Here is a 17,491-nt window from a genome sequence, read left to right on the forward strand (position 1 = left end):
TGTAATTCTATCTTATGAACTTCTTAAGATTTTCTTACAACGGAAGCTTTACTGCAAATGTGGTATTTTCCGGGCTGCTTTCCACAGAGATAGTTCCGCCGTGGGCCGTGACAATTTCTTTGGCGATAGCCAAACCCAACCCCGCTCCGCCGGTATTTGTGGAACGCGCGGAATCTAATCGGTAAAATTTTTCAAAAATAGTTTCAAGCTTTTTCTGCGGGATTGGATTGCCCTGATTAGTAAAAGTTAGCACAATATTTTTGTCCTGCTGCCCGGCAGAAATGTCAATGACGCTGTTTGCATAGCTATAGGCCAGCGCATTTTTCAGAATGTTATTGAACACACGGGCCAGTTTGTCCGCATCTCCCCACAGAGTGAGGCCGTCGGGCACATTGACGGACACCCGCTTTTCCTGTGGAGTCAGCATTGGATAGAATTCATCCGCCATCTGCTGGAGCATGAACAGTAAATTGATTTTTTCTTTATTCAAAACAATAGTTTGCAGATTAAACCTGGTGATCTCAAAAAACTCATTTATTAATTGTTCTAATCGATAAGCTTTTTCCAAGGTAATACCGACATATTTTGCCTTCTGTTCAGGAGGCATGTCAGGAACTTCATCCAGAAGACTCAAGTATCCTATAACGGAGGTCAGAGGTGTCTTTATATCATGAGCCAAGTAAACTACCAAATCATTTTTGCGCTGCTCGGCATCAAGAGCGGCTTTCTTTTGCTTTTCCAAGTTGTCTTTTATCTGATTAAGCTTATTCTCCATAAAATCCAATTCCGGTGATAATGTAATTTCAGCATTGGATTCTTCAACAAGTTTATCCATCCCGGCGCTAATTTCATCAAAATATTTTGTGAACCAGGGGATGGAGAATTTAAGTAAGATAACTAAGAATATGAGAATTATAATAAATGTAATGGTTTCCATATTGCGGTAAAACATAGACCGATAAATTAATAAAGCAACGTTTTCACGCAAATGCAACGTATTCTTTAAAAATTGTACAATACTATCTCCAACACTGAAGTTTCTTTGAATGAAAAAACGCAGGCAATAAACAGTTGCAGTCGTGGCAAGAACAACAAGGAACATTCGAAAAAACACTTTACTTTTTAATCTTGTATAATCGCTCCTTCTACTATCTCTCTTACTTTTCAATTTTATAGCCAACCCCCCATACCGTTTTGATATATTTGGGGTGTTCCGCACTGTCGTGCATTTTTTCTCTTAGATGTCGGATATGAACCATTACCGTATTATTGCTGTTGGTGAAATACTTGTCTCCCCATACCTCATGGAACAATTCTTCCGAACTGACCACCCGTCCGCGATTGGAGCAAAGCACCCAAAGGATGGAAAATTCCGTAGGAGTGAGAGACAGCTTTTTTTCATTCAACATACATTCATGGGTATCCTTGTCCAATACCAAGCCGGAAAAGGCAATCAGGTGTTCTTCCTGGTTTGGCTCGGCCAAATTATATTGGGTAAATCTCCGGAGCTGCGCCTTTACACGGGCAACAAGCTCCAAAGGCCGGAACGGTTTGGTGATATAGTCGTCCGCGCCTAATGTCAGCCCGGTAATCTTATCAATTTCTTCTTCTTTGGCTGTTAGCATAATAACCGGGAAATTATGCTTTTCCCTAATTTTCCGGCAAAGAGTGAAGCCATCAATATCCGGCAGCATGACGTCAAGTATCGCAAGCTCTAATTGTTCCGACTCAACACACCGGAACGCATCTTGACCGTTATAAAATTTGCATATTGTAAAACCTTCATTTTTTAAATAAACTTCTATTAAGTCCGCTATGGACTGTTCATCGTCTACAACCAAAATATTAATGCTCATAGTTCTATCACTCTTTCTGCTTAAACACTCATTATTATAGTACTGCAAAACAAAAATTCATATCATAATAATTTTATTAATAAAACCTTAAGGTTTTATTAATAAAGGTTTTAAATTTATAGAAATCATGCCCGAATTTAATATCCGTACCATTTCTTTGCAGGCGGCGTCATTAACACCTATCAGGCATGGTTCCGGGGAGACACTGGGATAAGTCGTTAAATGAGATCACTTTTGTGTATTAACTCAGGATAATTTGAAGCGCTACTTTTGCAGCTGGGTTTGCTCGCTCTTTGGAAAAGAAGAGCTGCTTGCCAAAGTGCTCGAGTGCTTCCCCTATCCGATTCAGGTTTACGCTCCGGACGGAACACCGGTGCTGGTGAATAAGGCCACGCTGGCCGAATATCATGCTATCAGTCCAGACATAGTTGTCGGGAAATACAATTTATTTAAAGATCCCGCTGTTATCGCAACAAGCCAACTCCCCGTGTTAAAACGGGCCTTTCAGGGCGGAACCGTCTTTTTCCCGAATGTCAGAGTGCCTTTGGAAGAAATTGCAGAGCGCTACGGCACAAAGGATTTCGATATAAAGGCCGTATATCAGGACATTACGGTTTTCCCTATTCTGGATGACGAAAAACGGGTGACATATGTTGTGGCATTTTTAATCAACAGGAGGATTTATCGCGGCAAGGATGAAATTGAAGGGCGAAAGAATATATAGGAAACATAATACGAGTGCTCCTTCTTTCCGGAGGCAGCGATGGCACAGGATCTTTTGCTGTGTCGGACGGCGCTTATCTGTTTTCTGAGCAGGGAGACTATTCCATCGGCGGAGATTTTGTAAATAACGGCGATGTGTCCATATGGGATTCTTCGTCTGTTCGAAAGGTAGGCATATCCCAGATTTCAACAAAAGCCGCTTGTTATAATTTTCTGCCAAGATACAATTGTAGGGCATTTGCGAATTCTTCCGGACGTTCTTTTTGAGGCCAATGCTTACATCCTTCCATTAAATGCATCTCGCAATCGGGAATCCTTTTGCTGGCAAGGATGGCGCCTTTTACAGGAACCGCTTTGTCAAGCGTGCCATGTATAAGCAGTGTAGGTACATTTATTTCTTCAAGCCTCCCGAACAAATCTGTAGTAAAACCTGTGGGCGTAATTTCACTTCTTTGAAAGGAGATGAAAGGCTTGCCTGCACCAGGCTCCAGCATGGCTTTTTGTATTTCAGCCACTAAATCATCGCTCACCTTTGATTTATCACCAAACAAGCTGTATTTTAAGGAGAATCTGATAAAGGATGGATATCTATTCGTCCATTCATATAAATTGTCGTTGAGCTTTGAACGAATAAACCAATGGGTTAGCCGATGCCATGACAATTTATCAAACAATCCCCATGCGTCAACCAGCACAAGAACCTTAATAAGCTCCGGATAGACTAACGCCATATTCAGGCATATACCGCCTCCCAAGGACAGTCCGGCCAGGATAACCGGTTTGCCCCCAAATGCTTCGATTATGCCCTTTACTATCTCTGAGTAGAACGATAGCGTATATTCGCCATCTATCCGACCGCTTGCTCCGTATCCCGGCAAATCCGGCGCAATGACTTGATAACGACCGGATAGCAATAAAATTACCTCGGCCCAAGAAAGCATTGCTGAATCCACACCAGCACCATGCAATAGTACGATAGCATCGTTACCATCTCCGGCACAATAGCATGTTATACCTACTCCATTTATACTGATATGCTTTTTCTCAACTTGGGTAGTCATAGATTACCTCCGCTATTACCTGCTTCCGTTTCTTACTCATTCTTGGCATGGAAATAATCTTTTTCAACGGTCACAACATAAACCGATAGGCAGATTTTCTATATCTTTTCAATGTCATTTTCGATTATTTATAAATATTATTCAGGAAAAAGAGATATTTTATCCACATTGCAGCCAACCAACCGAATCCGCTTCAGGCTCTTATTTTTGAAGAAAGTGTTACATGCCAGGTTAATCGCATAAAAATTAAAGGACGCAATAAAGCTGAACTAAAGGGTTACAGAGCCAAAAGAAAAACAGGTCCAACTACTTCAGGCGTTGAACCGCGAGTCTAAACAAAAAGGGACGCCTTCCGCGAGGCAGGCATCCCTCTCAGGGTTTTAGTTACAGAAATATTTATGGAGGAACTTATGAAAAAAGCGCTTATTACCGGTGCTGACGGATTTATTGGAAGCCATCTTGCAGAGCAACTTATAAAGGAAGGTAAAAAAGTTAGAGCTTTTGTTTATTATAATTCATTTGGTAATTGGGGTTGGCTTGATACGTTCCCTAAAGAGCTCTTAGATGAAATAGAAATATTTGCAGGGGATATCCGAGATCCCAACGGAGTACGAACAGCAATGAATGAGGTGGATAAGGTTTTTCATCTCGCGGCCTTAATTGCAATTCCATTCAGCTATCATTCGCCTGATTCCTACGTTGATACAAATATTAAAGGCACGCTGAATGTGCTGCAGGCAGCGAGAGATCTGGGTACTGAAAGAATCCTTGTGACCTCCACGTCAGAGGTCTACGGCACTGCACAGTATGTGCCCATTGATGAGAAACACCCTTTTCAAGGGCAATCGCCTTATTCTGCAACAAAGATAGGGGCCGACAGACTGGCGGAGAGCTTTTATCGCAGCTTCGGAGCGCCCGTTACCATAGTACGGCCATTCAACACCTATGGACCGCGCCAGTCAGCCAGGGCGGTGATTCCGACAGTTATTGTTCAGCTTTTATCGGGAATGACGGAAATAAAGCTAGGTTCACTCACTCCGACGCGAGATTTCAATTATGTGCAAGATACTGTCCAGGGGTTTATTGACATCGCCAGGTCGGAGAAAACCATAGGGCTGGAGATTAACATTGCGTCCCAGCAGGAGATTTCCATCGGTCGGCTTGCACAGGAGCTGATTGATCAGATTAATCCTGCTGCCAGGATAATCTGTGACGAGCAAAGACTTCGTCCGGAAAAGAGCGAGGTGAACAGGCTGTTAGGTTCGAATAAATTACTAAGGGAACTTACTATGTGGGAACCAAAGTACAGTTTAAAAGAGGGCCTGAAGGAGACTATAGCGTTTCTTAAGGAGAATTTAGACAGATACAAAGCGGACATTTATAACCTGTAAAACTATGGGATGTGATCTTTTGAATAAATTCATACCCTTATCCGTTCCTAATCTGAAGGGTAACGAGCTGGAATATGTAACTGACGCGATTGAAAAGGAATGGGTTTCCACCGGCGGAGAATATATATCCAGATATGAAACGGAAATTGCCGATTATTTAAACGTGGAATCAGCAGCTGCATGTCAGAGTGGAACTGCCGGCCTACATTTAGCCTTAATTTTATCGGGTGTTGAAAAGGATCATGAGGTGATCGTACCGACGCTGACGTTTATAGCTTCCGTAAACCCGGTGAAATATCTGCAGGCCCATCCTGTTTTTATGGATTGCGATGATTCTTTATGCATGGATATGGGGAAGTTAAAGAAGTTTTGCCAGTCAGAGTGTGATTTTATTGACCATAAATTAGTTAACAGATATACGGGAAGACATGTTAAAGCAATAGTGGTTGTCCATGTTTTCGGCAACATGGCGGATATGTCGGCAGTTATGGATATCGCCGAGGCTTATAATCTCAAGGTGATTGAGGATGCCACCGAGGCCTTGGGGACCTATTACCTTGAGGGCAGATATAAAGGCAAGTACGCCGGGACAATAGGCGATATAGGCGTTTATTCCTTTAACGGCAACAAAATTATTACCACCGGCGGCGGGGGGATGATCGTCTCAAATGATAACAGCCTGATACAAAGAGCCAAATATCTGTCCACACAGGCAAAGAATGATGCCGCTAATTTCATCCACAATGAGGTGGGCTATAATTACAGAATGACCAACCTCCAGGCAGCGTTGGGAGTTGCACAGCTGGAGCGGCTTGAGTCCTTTATTTCCGTGAAAGCAGAAAACTATAAGCTGTACCAAAGCGGTATAAATGACAGGCTGAACGGCTTGAAGATATTGGATTTCCGGGATGATATACGGCCGAACTATTGGTTCTATCCACTGTATATTACTGACTCAGACAAATACTCCCGAAAGAAAATAATCAAATATCTGGCTGATAATAATATCCAGGCACGCCCGGTATGGGGACTTATTCATGAGCAGAAGCCCTACTTAAATAACCAGGATTATATGATTGAGAAAGCGCCCCACTATTATAACCGCATTGTTAATCTTCCCTGCAGCAGCAATTTGTCCGCTGACGATGTGCATACGGTTATTGATAAAATCAGGGCGATATCTTAATTTTCGGGGTTTAGCTGCAATGTTGCTATTTCCATCATTCTCGTTAATCCTGCGCACTTTTATTATGGTGTTCATATAATAAAAGGGGTGGGAATATTGAATATAGAGGCATTATTTATCACGGAAGATCAAAGTGTTTTGGAGGCAATGAAACAGATAGATGCAACACATAATCAAGTATTGATGGTTGCTGAAAATAAAAAACTAAAAGCGATTATTACTGATGGAGACATCAGAAGGCATTTACTGCGCGGAGGTAAGTTAGAGGATAAAATAAGGGAAATCGCCAATTACAGTCCGAAATTCATACATGAAAAAGACAGGGATAAATCTAAAGAACTCATGAAGAAATGGTCGGTATTGTCTTTGCCGATTGTGAATGAAGCACTCGAGATACAATCCATTGCTTTTTTAAAAGATTATGAGATCGGACGTAAACTTTCGGTAAATGCGCCTATCGTCGTCATGGCAGGCGGATTGGGAACAAGGCTCCATCCGTATACAAAGATATTACCAAAACCACTTATTCCCATTGGCGAAATACCAATAGCCGAGCATATAATCAATCATTTTATGGAGTATGAATGCGACGAATTTCATTTTATCATTAACTATAAAAAGAATATGATCAAGGCTTATTTCGGCGACGTTGAAAAAGATTATAAAATAGAATTTCATAATGAGGAGAAACCGCTTGGCACAGGCGGCGGGCTCAGCCTGCTGAAAGGGAAACTCAAATCCACCTTTTTCTTGACGAATTGCGATGTTCTCATCAGAGCTAATTACAAGGAAATATATGATTTTCATAAGCAAAACGGAAATATGATTACAATAGTCGCGGCCTATAAGCATCTCACTATTCCTTATGGAGTAATCAACCTGATAACGAATGGCGAAATAGCTTCCATAATTGAGAAGCCCGAGTACTCATTCCTGACCAATACCGGCTTTTATGTTGTGGAAGCAGACGTTATAAACAGGCTTAAGAATGATCAAGCTATGGGATTCACGGATATAATCGAGCAGCAAAAAAATCTGGGAGAAAAGATCGGAGTTTTTCCCGTCAGTGAACAGAACTGGCTCGATATGGGACAGCTTGAAGAGTTGGAGAGAATGAGGAAGGAATTGGAGGTTTAACGTGAAAATAAATTTTCACATACGGAAGAAATTAATTTGGCCGCCAAATACGACGGCGGCCATTTTCTTCGAAAACCTCAATTTTCCGGTCAATTTGTGCCGCCGTTTTACGGCGGGATGGAGGTCAATGTGGAAAAGATTGTTCTTGTAGGCGCAGGCGGACATGCACTCAGTGTCATAGACAGCATCCGATCAAAGGAAGAATACGAAATCATCGGGATTACTGAATTGGGCTGCACTGTCGGAGAGCAAGTATCGGGCTGTGAAATTATGGGAAACGATTCCATATTGAAGTCGGTATTTGACAGCGGAGTCAAGTATGCTTTTATTGCAGTCGGAAGTGTCGGAAGCACCGCTTTGAGAGAAAAACTATATCATTTGCTGAAAGATACAGGATTTATCTTACCTGCGATAATCGACAATTCTTCAAATATCGGCAGCGATGTATGTCTGGGCGCGGGAATCTACGCAGGAAAGAACACGGTAGTTAATGCAAAGAGCACTATAAGAGATATGGCGATCATAAATACCGGCGCTATTATAGAGCACGGTTGCCGCGTCAATGAATTTGCGCATATAGGACCCGGCGCCGTCATATGCGGCGACGTTAAAATAGGCGCCGGTACGCACGTGGGCGCAAATACCACGATTATTCAAGGTGTAACTATCGGATACAACAGTATCATAGGAGCCGGAAGCACCGTTGTCCATGATGTTCCAAGTAAGGTTATTGCTTATGGCAATCCATGTAAGGTTGTGAGAAACAAAGAGTCAGGGAGGAGTCAGGGGACGGTTCTCTGACTCATCACCTGACCCTTTGAACAATATTCCTGTTAACACCCAAAATTGCAGCTATTTGCCTTGTTGAAAGAATAGAATTATCTTTAAGGTACCTAATCAGTTCGTTTCTATTGTCTTTATTCATTAGCCAATCCTTTAGATTCACAGCCTTACCTTCCTGCAAAACTTTCTCAATATGCTTTATTGCCTGAGCCTCAGATTTTATGGTCTTATCCATTGTTTTTTCTTCATTGATATCTATAAACTCTTCTCTCGCCTGCTCTCCTGAAAACCTGACAAACTGCTTGATTGCCTCTTCCAGGTTTTCTGAAAACATTTTCAGTACAAATTCCCTGCTTGTTAAACCTGCGGCTGTATCTTCTTTGCTCACATATTCATTGTAACTGCTCCAACGATATCTGTCCGGGCTTTTTACCATTTTTGCCTTAACCGGATTATTATGTATATACCTGACAGCAGCCATTAGATACCTTTCATCATTTATCGGCTCGCTCCTAAACCTGTCCTGAAACAAATGGCCTATTCTCTCGTATAACTTGTTGAAGTAATACACATAGCTTACGCCTATTCTTTTCATAGCCCTGTCTATCTGGTCTGTCCCTTCTTTTATAAGCAGGTGCACATGATTATCCATCAAACAGTATGCCAAAATTGAATACTCCTTTTCCCTGCTTTTTTCATGCAAAATATCTATGAATCTCTCTCTGTCTTGATCACAGAGAAAAATTTCTCTTTTTTCATTACCCCTTACCATAACGTGATATATCCCAGTTTCGCTGAGTTTTCGGCTCACTCTTGGCACTGTTTCTCAATCCTTATGCTTTTAGTATAATATACCATAACAAAAACAGGGGAGTCAAGGAACCGTCCCCTGACTCCCAATATTTATTTGCATTACCTGAGCAAGGTTATCTGTTTAGCTGCGTCATCATAATCCACCTGTGCGCCCAGGGTTTCAGAGACAAACCGCAGCGGAACAAAGATGCGGCCGGGCGGCTGCGTCCCCGGAACGCAGTCCATGGCCCGGGCCGCGCCGTCCACCAGCACCTCCGGCGAACCCATGGTGAGCACAATTACCCGGCCGCCGTCTTCGATGGTAACCTGCCGGAGGGTGGAATCCCACTTGACCCCGGCGCCCAAGGCTTCGCTGACAAACCGGATGGGCACTAGGACGCGCCGGGACTGATGATCAACATAAGGCGGAGCGTCCAGGGTGAAGGGGCTGCCGTTCACACCGGCCCGGACCTGGCCGATAGTCAGAGTGATCACCTCTTGCTCCGCCGGAGGTTCTTTAGCCGTGCTGAACACGGCAAACCTGGTCAAGTGGTTAACCCCGGCTACGGCGAACCACTGACCGTTTTCCTGCATTAGTTGCGTCTCCAGCTTAACCCAGCGTTCCAATATCTGATCATAGTAATGCACCGCCGGGAACTCGCCTTCTGCAACCCTGTCCGGGTCATAGGCAAGCTTGATGGTAATATAGTTGTCACCGAACCAGCGCTCACCGGTGGTGGTAATCTCATAAACATCGCCGGCCATCTTAACCCGCAGTCCCCCGAGCACCACCTTGTTAGCTTCACTCCGGCTCAACTTCCTGATACTGACGGTGGCGTCATCGGGCAATGCCCCCGCCGGGATCTCCACGGAAACGTTGCCGAGGCTGACTTTGCCGCCGGCGTCTGCTTTTATGTTTTTACTTGTGCCGTCATTTCGAAGAGGTTTGTTTTTATCGCTACTGCCTCCGCCGCCGGACGCGGCGGCCCGGTTAACGGTGATGGTATACGTTTTGGTGGTTATACCGTCCTGGGCGGTAACCACGGCAATAATGGGGTTGGCTCCCACGTTAAGGCTAATGGACGGTGAAACATGCCCGCCGGCCACCGGCGTACCGTTGACGGTAACCGTGGCGTTGCTGTCCGCCGGCGTGGGCGTCACCGAGACACTGCCCACGCTATGGGCCACCGAAAGACTATAATTGGTGGTGGCCGAGTCAAAGGCCGGGACCAGCGTGCCGCCGCTCAACACGAGTCCGGACAGGCAAGCGTTGGCGGACGCGTCGTTATCAATGATACTTACTGTGATGGCGGAAATGTCATAATTATCGTAACCCGGGTCCGCGCTGTATACCGAGTGAGATACGCTGCCGCTGTGGTCTCCTTCGCTCACATCGTCGTCCAGCGCCCACACCCGCACGGTTTTCGGCGAATCCCAGTTCCCCGGGGTAAACGTATGCTCCCCGGGGTCCACACCAAGCTGGCTGCCCCCGCTAATGCTGATTTCCACATCGGAACAGGGTCTGGTGGTCAGGACCATGGTATAGGTATAGTCTCCAGCGCCCTCGGTGACCACGGCGGCGCCGCTTTGGTTAATGCTGATGCCAGGAGAGTCGTTGTCGGTGATGTCAACGTCCAGGTCCGGAATATTAAAGCCGCCGTAATCAGGGTCGGCGCTGTAAACGCTGTGGGTTACCGTGGCGGCATGCGGCCCTTCGGCGACATCGTCGTCCACCGCCGTTATATCAATCCCCAGGGGAACGTTCCAGTTGCCAGTGGTGAACTCCAACACCTGCGGGTCGACGGCAACCTGACCGCCGCCGTACACGTAAACCGTCACGCTGTCGGCGGGTTGAGTGGCCAACGTCAGGGTATAGGAGTCCGAGGGGCCGCCCTCGGTTATTTGCAGCGGGCCGCTCTTGCTAACTATAATATCCGGGCTGTCGTTGTCCGTTATATCCATCAGGAAACCGGGCACGGTAATACCGCCGTATGCCGGGTCCGCGCTGACAGCGTCATGCGTTATCGCACCGGTGCGATTGCCGTCGAGAATATGGTTGTCTATGGCGGTAACGGTCACCGTCTGGGGCGTGTTGTAATTTGCACTGTTAAAGATCAGACTGTCCTTGTCTGCGCTCAACTGGGTGTCTGGTGTGACGCTGATGGCGACGTCCGCCGTGGGCCGGGATAACAGCGCCACCGCGTATTGCGCAGTCCCGCCCTCAACGGCACTGTCGTCGGCGGGGTCAACGGTGACGCCCGGCTCGAAGGTAACCTGGACAGTCTGTATCACCGTTACATCCGGCTCGGGAGTAGTGTCCTTGGCCTGATAAGTAACCGACTCGGCCCGGCTGCTTTTAACGGTGAAAACAGCTTGCCCGGCGGCGTCCGTTACGGCGCCGGCCGGTTCAATGGTGGAACTGCCGGCGCCCTGGTCCAGGGCTGCGGTATGGCCGATCACCGGATTGCCATGGGCGTCCCGCAGAGTTACCGTAATGGTTGCAATGGTTGTATTGTCGGCGGGCCGGGCTGTCTCGTCAACCGTCACGGACGACTGATCTGGGTCGGCGCCGCCCGGCTCTATGGTTACCTGAGGCGAAATACTCAGCCCCGCCAGGCTGCCGGCGGAGGTGGCGCCGGACCGGGTCGGCCAGGTGGAAACGCCGGCAGTGGTCGCGGCAGTAATGCCCGGCCCGCCGCCGCTCTTATCCCCGTAGGTTATAGCAATGGAATCGCTACCCGCCAGGGTCAGGCCCGTTACGGTGATGCTCCGGCCCGATACACCCACCGTTCCGGCGGAAGCCGTTGTATAGCCGGCTCCGGTGGAAATTGTACCGGGAGGACTCCAACCATCCGGTACGTCGATGCTCACCGCGCCGTTTTCCAGGCCCCCGGCCGCCGCCGTGTAGGTAAAGGTCAGCGTTATGCCGGTTTGGCCGGCGGCAACAGCGTCCGGCGTCACCGTCATGGTTCCGCTGCCGTCCGCCGCCCGGACCAGAACGGTCACCATTTCATCGCTGTGGTTTGCGTCGGAGGCACGAATTGCCAGGGTGTGGACAGCTGTGATTGCAGCGTCGAGATTGGCGCTGTCGGCGACGGATATTTCCCCGGTGGAGCTGTTAATAGCGAAAACTCCGTCGTCATTGCCCGATTGGATGGAAAAGACAATGCTGCTGATGTCGCCGGTGACGGCGACGGTGTCCACCGCAGTGCCGTCGGCCGCCCCCTCGCTTACTGTGAAGGACTGCCCGGCGGTGATTACCGGGGCCACGTCACTCACGTTGACCGTAACGCCCTGGTCGGAGGAGTTGGTTTCATCCGTAGCCTGGACAGTGAGGGTAAAGCTGGGGTCTGCCTCGTAGTCGATGGCGCCGGCATTGTTTACCGTAATCTCGGCGCCGGCGGCATCAATGGCAAAGGCGCCGCCGCTGTTGCCGCCGGTAATGGAAAAGGTCACCGAGTCGTTGTCGCCGGTGTTGGCGACGACGCCGACAACAGTGCCGTCGGGCGCCGTCTCACTTACCGTAAAGGACTGGCCGCCGGTAATTGCCGGGGCGGCATCCGCCACGCTGACGGCAATGGTCTGGTCGGCGGTGCTGTTGACGGCCCGGCCGTCGTCGGCGCGGACGGTCAAGGTGTAACTGGCAGCCGATTCATAATCAAGGCTTGCTTCCCCGGCGGCGGTGAGTTTGATTTCACCCGTTGAGCTGTCAATTGAAAAATAACTCCGGCCGGTGCCCCCGGTTATACGGTAGGTCAGGCCGGCGTCGGTAGCGCCGCCGTCCCCGTCGTGGGCCTGGACGTCGTGGAGCACGGTGTCATTAGCCAGAGCGGTTTCAGCTATGCTGAAGCCCGCAGCCGAGGTAAACGCCGGCGGCAGGTTGACGGCATGGGGATTGGCGATGGTGAAGGACGCCAGCCCCAGGTTATATACATCGCCGCCGCCGGAACTCTGAATTTGAACCTCAAAGGAATTAAGCTGGGTCATGCCGGCCAGGTCTACGGCGTTGAATTCCCCCTCACTGCTGCCGGTTACATTAGCTGTGACAGTGTCCCCACCGGCCCGGTATCCTTTTACTGTGACGGTATAATTACCACTGCCGACAAAATCGAAGGTCATGCCCGCCAGATCGAACATGCCGCCCGCAAACTGCTCGGCGGCGCTGACGGTCAGGGATGCCGGGCCGGTGCCCCCGCCTTCGATCCAGACAGTAGACAGGTCACCGGACAAGGTTACGCTACCGTTGGCAGTAATGGCAAAATAATTATTAAGATGGTCCACCCAGTCCGGATAACTCAAGTTCTGGGTAAGGTCTACCGGGCTCTCCACCCCGGACTCCGCCTGGCCGGACACCGCGATCCTGGCCGTAGCCGGCGCGCTGGTGCCGCCGTCGCCGTCGTTGACGGTAATTGAGATGGTGCGGTAGCTGGCGGGTTCATTGGAGGTATTCTGGTAAGCCAGGGCGCGCAACAGCTCTGTAACCTGTGCCGGTGTGGCGTTTGCACTAAGGTCGATAATCAAAGCAGCGCCATTGTTTCCGCCACTGACAGTGCCGATTTGGGTTCCAGAGTAACTAACGGCACTCCCGGATACGGAGATGTTGCCGATATTGTCCACAACCAGTTGATCCTCCGCCAGCCCGGTGGCGGTGTAGGAGACCGTAACCTGCCCGCTGTTGAAGTCGTCCGAGTCGCTATCGGTTACCGCGACATCCGGATCAATCTGCCGGGGCGCGGCGTTGACCGTGTTCTCCTGGAAAATGATTTTTTCGCCTAGGCCGGCAATGTCCGGCGCATGGTTTCCCACATATTCATGGGGATTGGCAATGGTAAAGGAATCCAACCCCACATAATCCACGCCGTTGAAGCCGGAGACCCGTTGAATTTGCACGTCAAATGCAGTCAACTCGGTCATTCCGCCCAGGTTTATAGCATTAAACTCCGCCGTGCCACCGCCGGATACACTGGCCATAACCGTGCCCCCGTCGGCTTTATGTCCTATGACTGCAATAGTAAAGGTACTCCCGGGTTCGTACAAATCAAATACAATTTCAGTCAGATCGAATGCGCCGCCTGCGAATTGTTCATCGGCGCTAATAGTAAAAGAGAATGGTCCGGCAGCCCCATCGCTACCGCTTAACCAGATAGATACTGGATCCCCATTAAATGTCAGGCCATCGTTGGCGGTAATTGTAAAGCCGTTATTATTCTCGCTTACCCAATCCAAATTCAGATCCTGATTTAGCGCCGGGGTTGCAAAGCTTGCCTCCGCCACGAACGTTTTATCAAAGGCAACTGTAATCATGACTATCAGCATAAAAAAAATAAGAGAACTCTTCAATCTATACCTCATTTTTTCACCCCTTGTCAATTGGCCCGGTTCCCGGCAGCCACTGCATCTCGCAATAGACTCCATTGTCCTCCGTCACCCGGAAACCCAGCCCTTCATAAAGCGATCGGGCAGGCCGGTTATACCACGCCGCCTGGAAACGTACCGGCCTGCCCGCCGTGGCAACCTCCCGCAAAATTTTTTCAATCAAGCGCCTTCCGATCGCCCTGCCCCAGTATTCGGGGGCCAGGGCGATAACCAAAATACGCCGCTCCTTCTCCCCGCGGTGGAGGTACAACCTCCCCACCGGATTTCCGACCCGGAGAATAATGCTGTACCGGGCAGCCGGATAATCCTTTCTAAGCAGTTCCCGTTCACACCGGAACTGCTGCCGCTCTCCATCTCCATAAACAACCTGTAATCATTAAGGGGCATAACCGCCTTGATATAGTAATCCGCGCGATTATCCATCCGTGCGCCTCCTTTCCGTGCCTGACACTTGATAGACGGTTTTCTTGCAACCATTGTAAAGCATGGTTTTGAATTGCGCCCCGTCCGAATGGACGGTTTTTATAAAAGTACATAAAAAAACCATCCTACAAATTATGTAAGACGGACTCTTATTTCACACATCATCCAAATGGGATAGCACCTGACAAGAATTTATCCGCCCACACCGCCGCCCCTTTAGAGTGGTTTGAGCCTTTCCGCCAGCTTCGCGCGGCGGTCCACATCCAGCTTTTGAAATATTGTACGCAGGTGAAAACGCACAGTATTTTCCTTAATCGACAGTTTTTCCGCAATCTCACCGTTGCGCAACCCTTGGGCCGCAAGCAACGCCACCTCCCGCTCCCGTGCGGTGAGTTTCCCCGGCAGCTCCGCCGGGAGCAGATCCTGATACAGCTTCGTCCAGCCCATTGCAAAACGTTCTTTCGTTGCCTGAAATTTTTCAAAAAGTGCCGGATATTCCCGCTCAACCACTTCATCGGTCAATCCTTTGGTTAACCATGAAAAGGACGCAAAGGGGGAAATCAGTCCGTCGGGCAATGCAGCTTGCGCGGCACGCCGGACAAATGCCGAAGCCTGCCCGGATTCTCCCATTTGCATGTAGCCGGCGGCCAAGGTAAGAGATAAAAGCATAGTCAGAACAGGGCCGTTTCTAAGGCCGTCCGCATGTCTGGCCCCGGCAAGTCCGATGAGTCGCGCGAATTCTCCCTGATGCAGCAAATAGACCGCGTGTACGAACAGGGCCGGGGGAACCATGGCGGGCAGCAGCCTTGATGACGAAAAATCTCCGTTCTTGAGCCAATCGGCAATGCCTGTAAGCTGCTGCAGCTCAGTGAGCAGCATACCGCGCATAATATCCAGGGCGGCCCGGACGACGAAGGAGTTCTGCGCGGGGTAGGAGGCGGCCCGCTCCATTGAGCTGATGGCGCGCTGCCAGCTTGCCGTGTCCGCCCTGTGCAGGGCAATTTGCGCCAGTTGCAGCGACGCTCCCAATTGGACGATGCTTTGCTGCTTACTTTCGGCAAGGAAAGCCGCCTTGTAAGCAAGGATCTCCGCCTCGTTCAAATTCCCCCTGTGATAAGCAAGCTCCGCACGGTACAGCACGTCCGCGCCGCTGCCGTGGCCATTGGTCAGCCTGGCGTACAAGGCTACGTATTCCTCCAATGCGTCGGCCTTCCGATCGGCTTCGCCCGGCGTGATATGATAGTCGGCCAGCGGACCGCAGTTGCCGAAGCACCAGGGCGCGGCGGGCAGGATCACCCGCGAGCAGGTCCCCTTGAAAAGGGAAGCAGCCTCCCGAAGGACAGCGGTTATTTCGTCCAGGCGGGGATGGCTTTTAAAAGAGTAAAGCAGCATCCATTCGCCAAGCAAGCCGTCCGCGTCGTTTTCAGTGCCAAGCGTGCTGCGCAGTTCTTCCATCAGTACGTCAAACTCCGCGCTCATTCCGGCCGTCAATAGCGCCCACGCAACGCACAGCATGGAAAGAGGGTATTTCCTTTTGATTTCAGCCGGGCAATGCTGCGCAATATCCAGCGCCAGCGCAGAAAAAGGTGTGCCCCCGATTTGCTCTAAAATCAAATGGGAAAGGTCGAGAGCAAGCATCCGCTCATAGTCCCTGAGCCGCCAATAAAAGCCCAGCGCCTCCGGGGTCATGCCGTCATCCCGGCATAGATCGCCTGCCCGCAGCAAGCATTCACGTTCGAACGACTCGCCCCGCTCATGGCATTTTTGCGCCACCAAACTATGCAGGATACTGTGCAGTTCATACCGCCGCCCAGCCGGCTCGCAGCGGATAAAGGGGATTTCCAGCGCGTCCAAGGCGTAATCGGGTAAAACCTCGCAGTCAAGAAGCACGCACATTTGCCGCATGGTGGCTGTTTCAAGGGGTGAAAGACGCAGTAAAAAGTCCTGCTGCCCGGGCGTCAGCTTGTCCCACACCAAATGCTCCATCAGAGTCAGAATGTCCTGCGTAACAGAAAAAGATCCCTTTTCCCGGAAAGCGCGAAGCTGTAAATAGACCGCGATGATCCAGCCGCCGGTATAGGACGCGACGTCCTCCGCAGCCTCCGGAGTAATGTTCACGCCGGCAAGGGAATAATAGCGCCGGATATCCCCGGCATGCAGCCGTAGATCGGCGGCGGTGACGTGCAAAAATCCGTAGCCCAAAATAGCGGAGAACACATTCCGTTTGAGCATATGCGTCAAAAGGATGACGTGCAGCCTTTTGACGCCGTGTTCAATCAGCGCGGTGAAAAAGGAGGGCGGCAAAGCGTTATGCAGGTATTGAAAGTTATCAATTACAAGATAAGTCTCATGATGGCACCGGATGGAACGCAATGCGTCGCAGGCTTCACCAATGGTAACGGGACCCGGAAAGCCGATTTTCAAAAGACGCTGTCCCACGTGGCCGTCTATCTTATCGATCTCCCGGGAAAAACGCCGGAAGCAGGCGGCAGGCAACTCGTCCGTGGCGGTAAACGAATGAACGGGGATATTTCGCGGCAACACATTCTCCAGGTAATCCCGTATTGCCGTCGTTTTGCCATAACCGGGAGGGGCCTCTACAATCGTGGTGGGCACAGCTCGCAGGCCAGCCAGCTTCTTGAGCAGCCGGTCTGAATAATAATGCGGTTCACTTTGAAGCTGCTCCTTTTTCCCCATCCGACCGCCTCCTTTAAGCACATCTTTTGTTTTTATTCAATGTATTGGAACGCCGTTCCTTCTCAA

Annotated in this window: 12 protein-coding genes; 5 read left to right on the plus strand and 7 right to left on the minus strand. The window is 49.5% G+C overall.

What is annotated here, in order from left to right; translation table 11 throughout:
• Window positions 1-34: 34 nt before the first annotated feature.
• Window positions 35-1,168 carry a vancomycin resistance histidine kinase VanS gene (gene vanS, locus ABDB91_RS13500; RefSeq protein WP_347488232.1) on the minus strand — a complete coding sequence of 378 codons (1,134 nt, stop codon included), beginning with the start codon at window positions 1,166-1,168 and terminating at the stop codon, window positions 35-37.
• Window positions 1,158-1,856, minus strand: coding sequence for a VanR-ABDEGLN family response regulator transcription factor (gene vanR / locus ABDB91_RS13505; protein WP_347488233.1), 699 nt, complete (start codon window positions 1,854-1,856; stop codon window positions 1,158-1,160). The genes vanS and vanR overlap by 11 nt, the downstream gene beginning before the upstream one ends.
• A gap of 256 nt (window positions 1,857-2,112) precedes the next feature.
• Here vanR and ABDB91_RS13510 point away from each other — a divergent pair, with 256 nt between their 5' ends.
• The gene (locus ABDB91_RS13510) at window positions 2,113-2,580 is read left to right on the plus strand and encodes a hypothetical protein (protein ID WP_347488234.1); all 468 of its coding nucleotides are present in this window, start codon (window positions 2,113-2,115) and stop codon (window positions 2,578-2,580) included.
• A 202-nt stretch (window positions 2,581-2,782) separates the two neighbouring features.
• On the opposite strand, the gene ABDB91_RS13515 is transcribed toward ABDB91_RS13510, so the two are convergent.
• Complete coding sequence (locus tag ABDB91_RS13515; RefSeq protein WP_347488235.1) at window positions 2,783-3,640, minus strand: alpha/beta hydrolase; 858 nt, start codon at window positions 3,638-3,640, stop codon at window positions 2,783-2,785.
• Between the two features lie 410 nt (window positions 3,641-4,050).
• Between ABDB91_RS13515 and ABDB91_RS13520 the strand changes: the two genes are divergently transcribed.
• The 4 genes from ABDB91_RS13520 (at window position 4,051) to ABDB91_RS13535 (ending at window position 8,155) form a co-directional block, all read left to right on the plus strand.
• Window positions 4,051-5,031, plus strand: a complete 981-nt coding sequence (locus ABDB91_RS13520; RefSeq protein WP_347488236.1) for an NAD-dependent 4,6-dehydratase LegB — start codon at window positions 4,051-4,053, stop codon at window positions 5,029-5,031.
• Between the two features lie 19 nt (window positions 5,032-5,050).
• On the plus strand, window positions 5,051-6,217 hold the full coding sequence (locus ABDB91_RS13525; protein WP_347488237.1) for a LegC family aminotransferase: 1,167 nt from the start codon (window positions 5,051-5,053) through the stop codon (window positions 6,215-6,217).
• 87 nt (window positions 6,218-6,304) lie between these two features.
• A complete protein-coding gene (locus ABDB91_RS13530; RefSeq protein ID WP_347488238.1) occupies window positions 6,305-7,354 on the plus strand; it encodes a sugar phosphate nucleotidyltransferase in 1,050 nt (349 codons plus the stop codon).
• Window positions 7,355-7,390: 36 nt separating this feature from the next.
• Entirely contained in the window at window positions 7,391-8,155 is a 765-nt protein-coding gene (locus tag ABDB91_RS13535; protein WP_347488239.1) for an acetyltransferase, read from the plus strand.
• Window positions 8,156-8,159: 4 nt separating this feature from the next.
• Here the strand turns inward: ABDB91_RS13535 and ABDB91_RS13540 are convergent, their stop codons facing one another.
• The 4 genes from ABDB91_RS13540 to ABDB91_RS13555 all read right to left on the minus strand — a co-directional run bounded on the left by ABDB91_RS13540 (window position 8,160) and on the right by ABDB91_RS13555 (window position 17,425).
• Window positions 8,160-8,909, minus strand: a complete 750-nt coding sequence (locus tag ABDB91_RS13540) for a transposase (RefSeq protein ID WP_347488240.1) — start codon at window positions 8,907-8,909, stop codon at window positions 8,160-8,162.
• Window positions 8,910-9,049: 140 nt separating this feature from the next.
• Complete coding sequence (locus ABDB91_RS13545) at window positions 9,050-14,281, minus strand: cadherin domain-containing protein (protein ID WP_347488241.1); 5,232 nt, start codon at window positions 14,279-14,281, stop codon at window positions 9,050-9,052.
• A gap of 4 nt (window positions 14,282-14,285) precedes the next feature.
• A complete protein-coding gene (locus ABDB91_RS13550) occupies window positions 14,286-14,624 on the minus strand; it encodes a GNAT family N-acetyltransferase (RefSeq protein ID WP_347491610.1) in 339 nt (112 codons plus the stop codon).
• Between the two features lie 320 nt (window positions 14,625-14,944).
• Window positions 14,945-17,425, minus strand: coding sequence for a LuxR C-terminal-related transcriptional regulator (locus tag ABDB91_RS13555; protein WP_347488242.1), 2,481 nt, complete (start codon window positions 17,423-17,425; stop codon window positions 14,945-14,947).
• Window positions 17,426-17,491: the final 66 nt, after the last annotated feature.

This window comes from Desulfoscipio sp. XC116 (assembly GCF_039851975.1).
GTDB lineage: Bacteria > Bacillota > Desulfotomaculia > Desulfotomaculales > Desulfallaceae > Sporotomaculum.

Coding starts and splice junctions, on each gene's coding strand:
- vanR (WP_347488233.1), bottom strand. CDS start 1,856: ATGAGCATTAATATTTTGGTTGTAGACGATGAACAGTCCATAGCGGAC.
- ABDB91_RS13515 (WP_347488235.1), bottom strand. CDS start 3,640: ATGACTACCCAAGTTGAGAAAAAGCATATCAGTATAAATGGAGTAGGT.
- ABDB91_RS13520 (WP_347488236.1), top strand. CDS start 4,051: ATGAAAAAAGCGCTTATTACCGGTGCTGACGGATTTATTGGAAGCCAT.
- ABDB91_RS13540 (WP_347488240.1), bottom strand. CDS start 8,909: ATGGTAAGGGGTAATGAAAAAAGAGAAATTTTTCTCTGTGATCAAGAC.
- ABDB91_RS13545 (WP_347488241.1), bottom strand. CDS start 14,281: ATGAGGTATAGATTGAAGAGTTCTCTTATTTTTTTTATGCTGATAGTC.
- ABDB91_RS13555 (WP_347488242.1), bottom strand. CDS start 17,425: ATGGGGAAAAAGGAGCAGCTTCAAAGTGAACCGCATTATTATTCAGAC.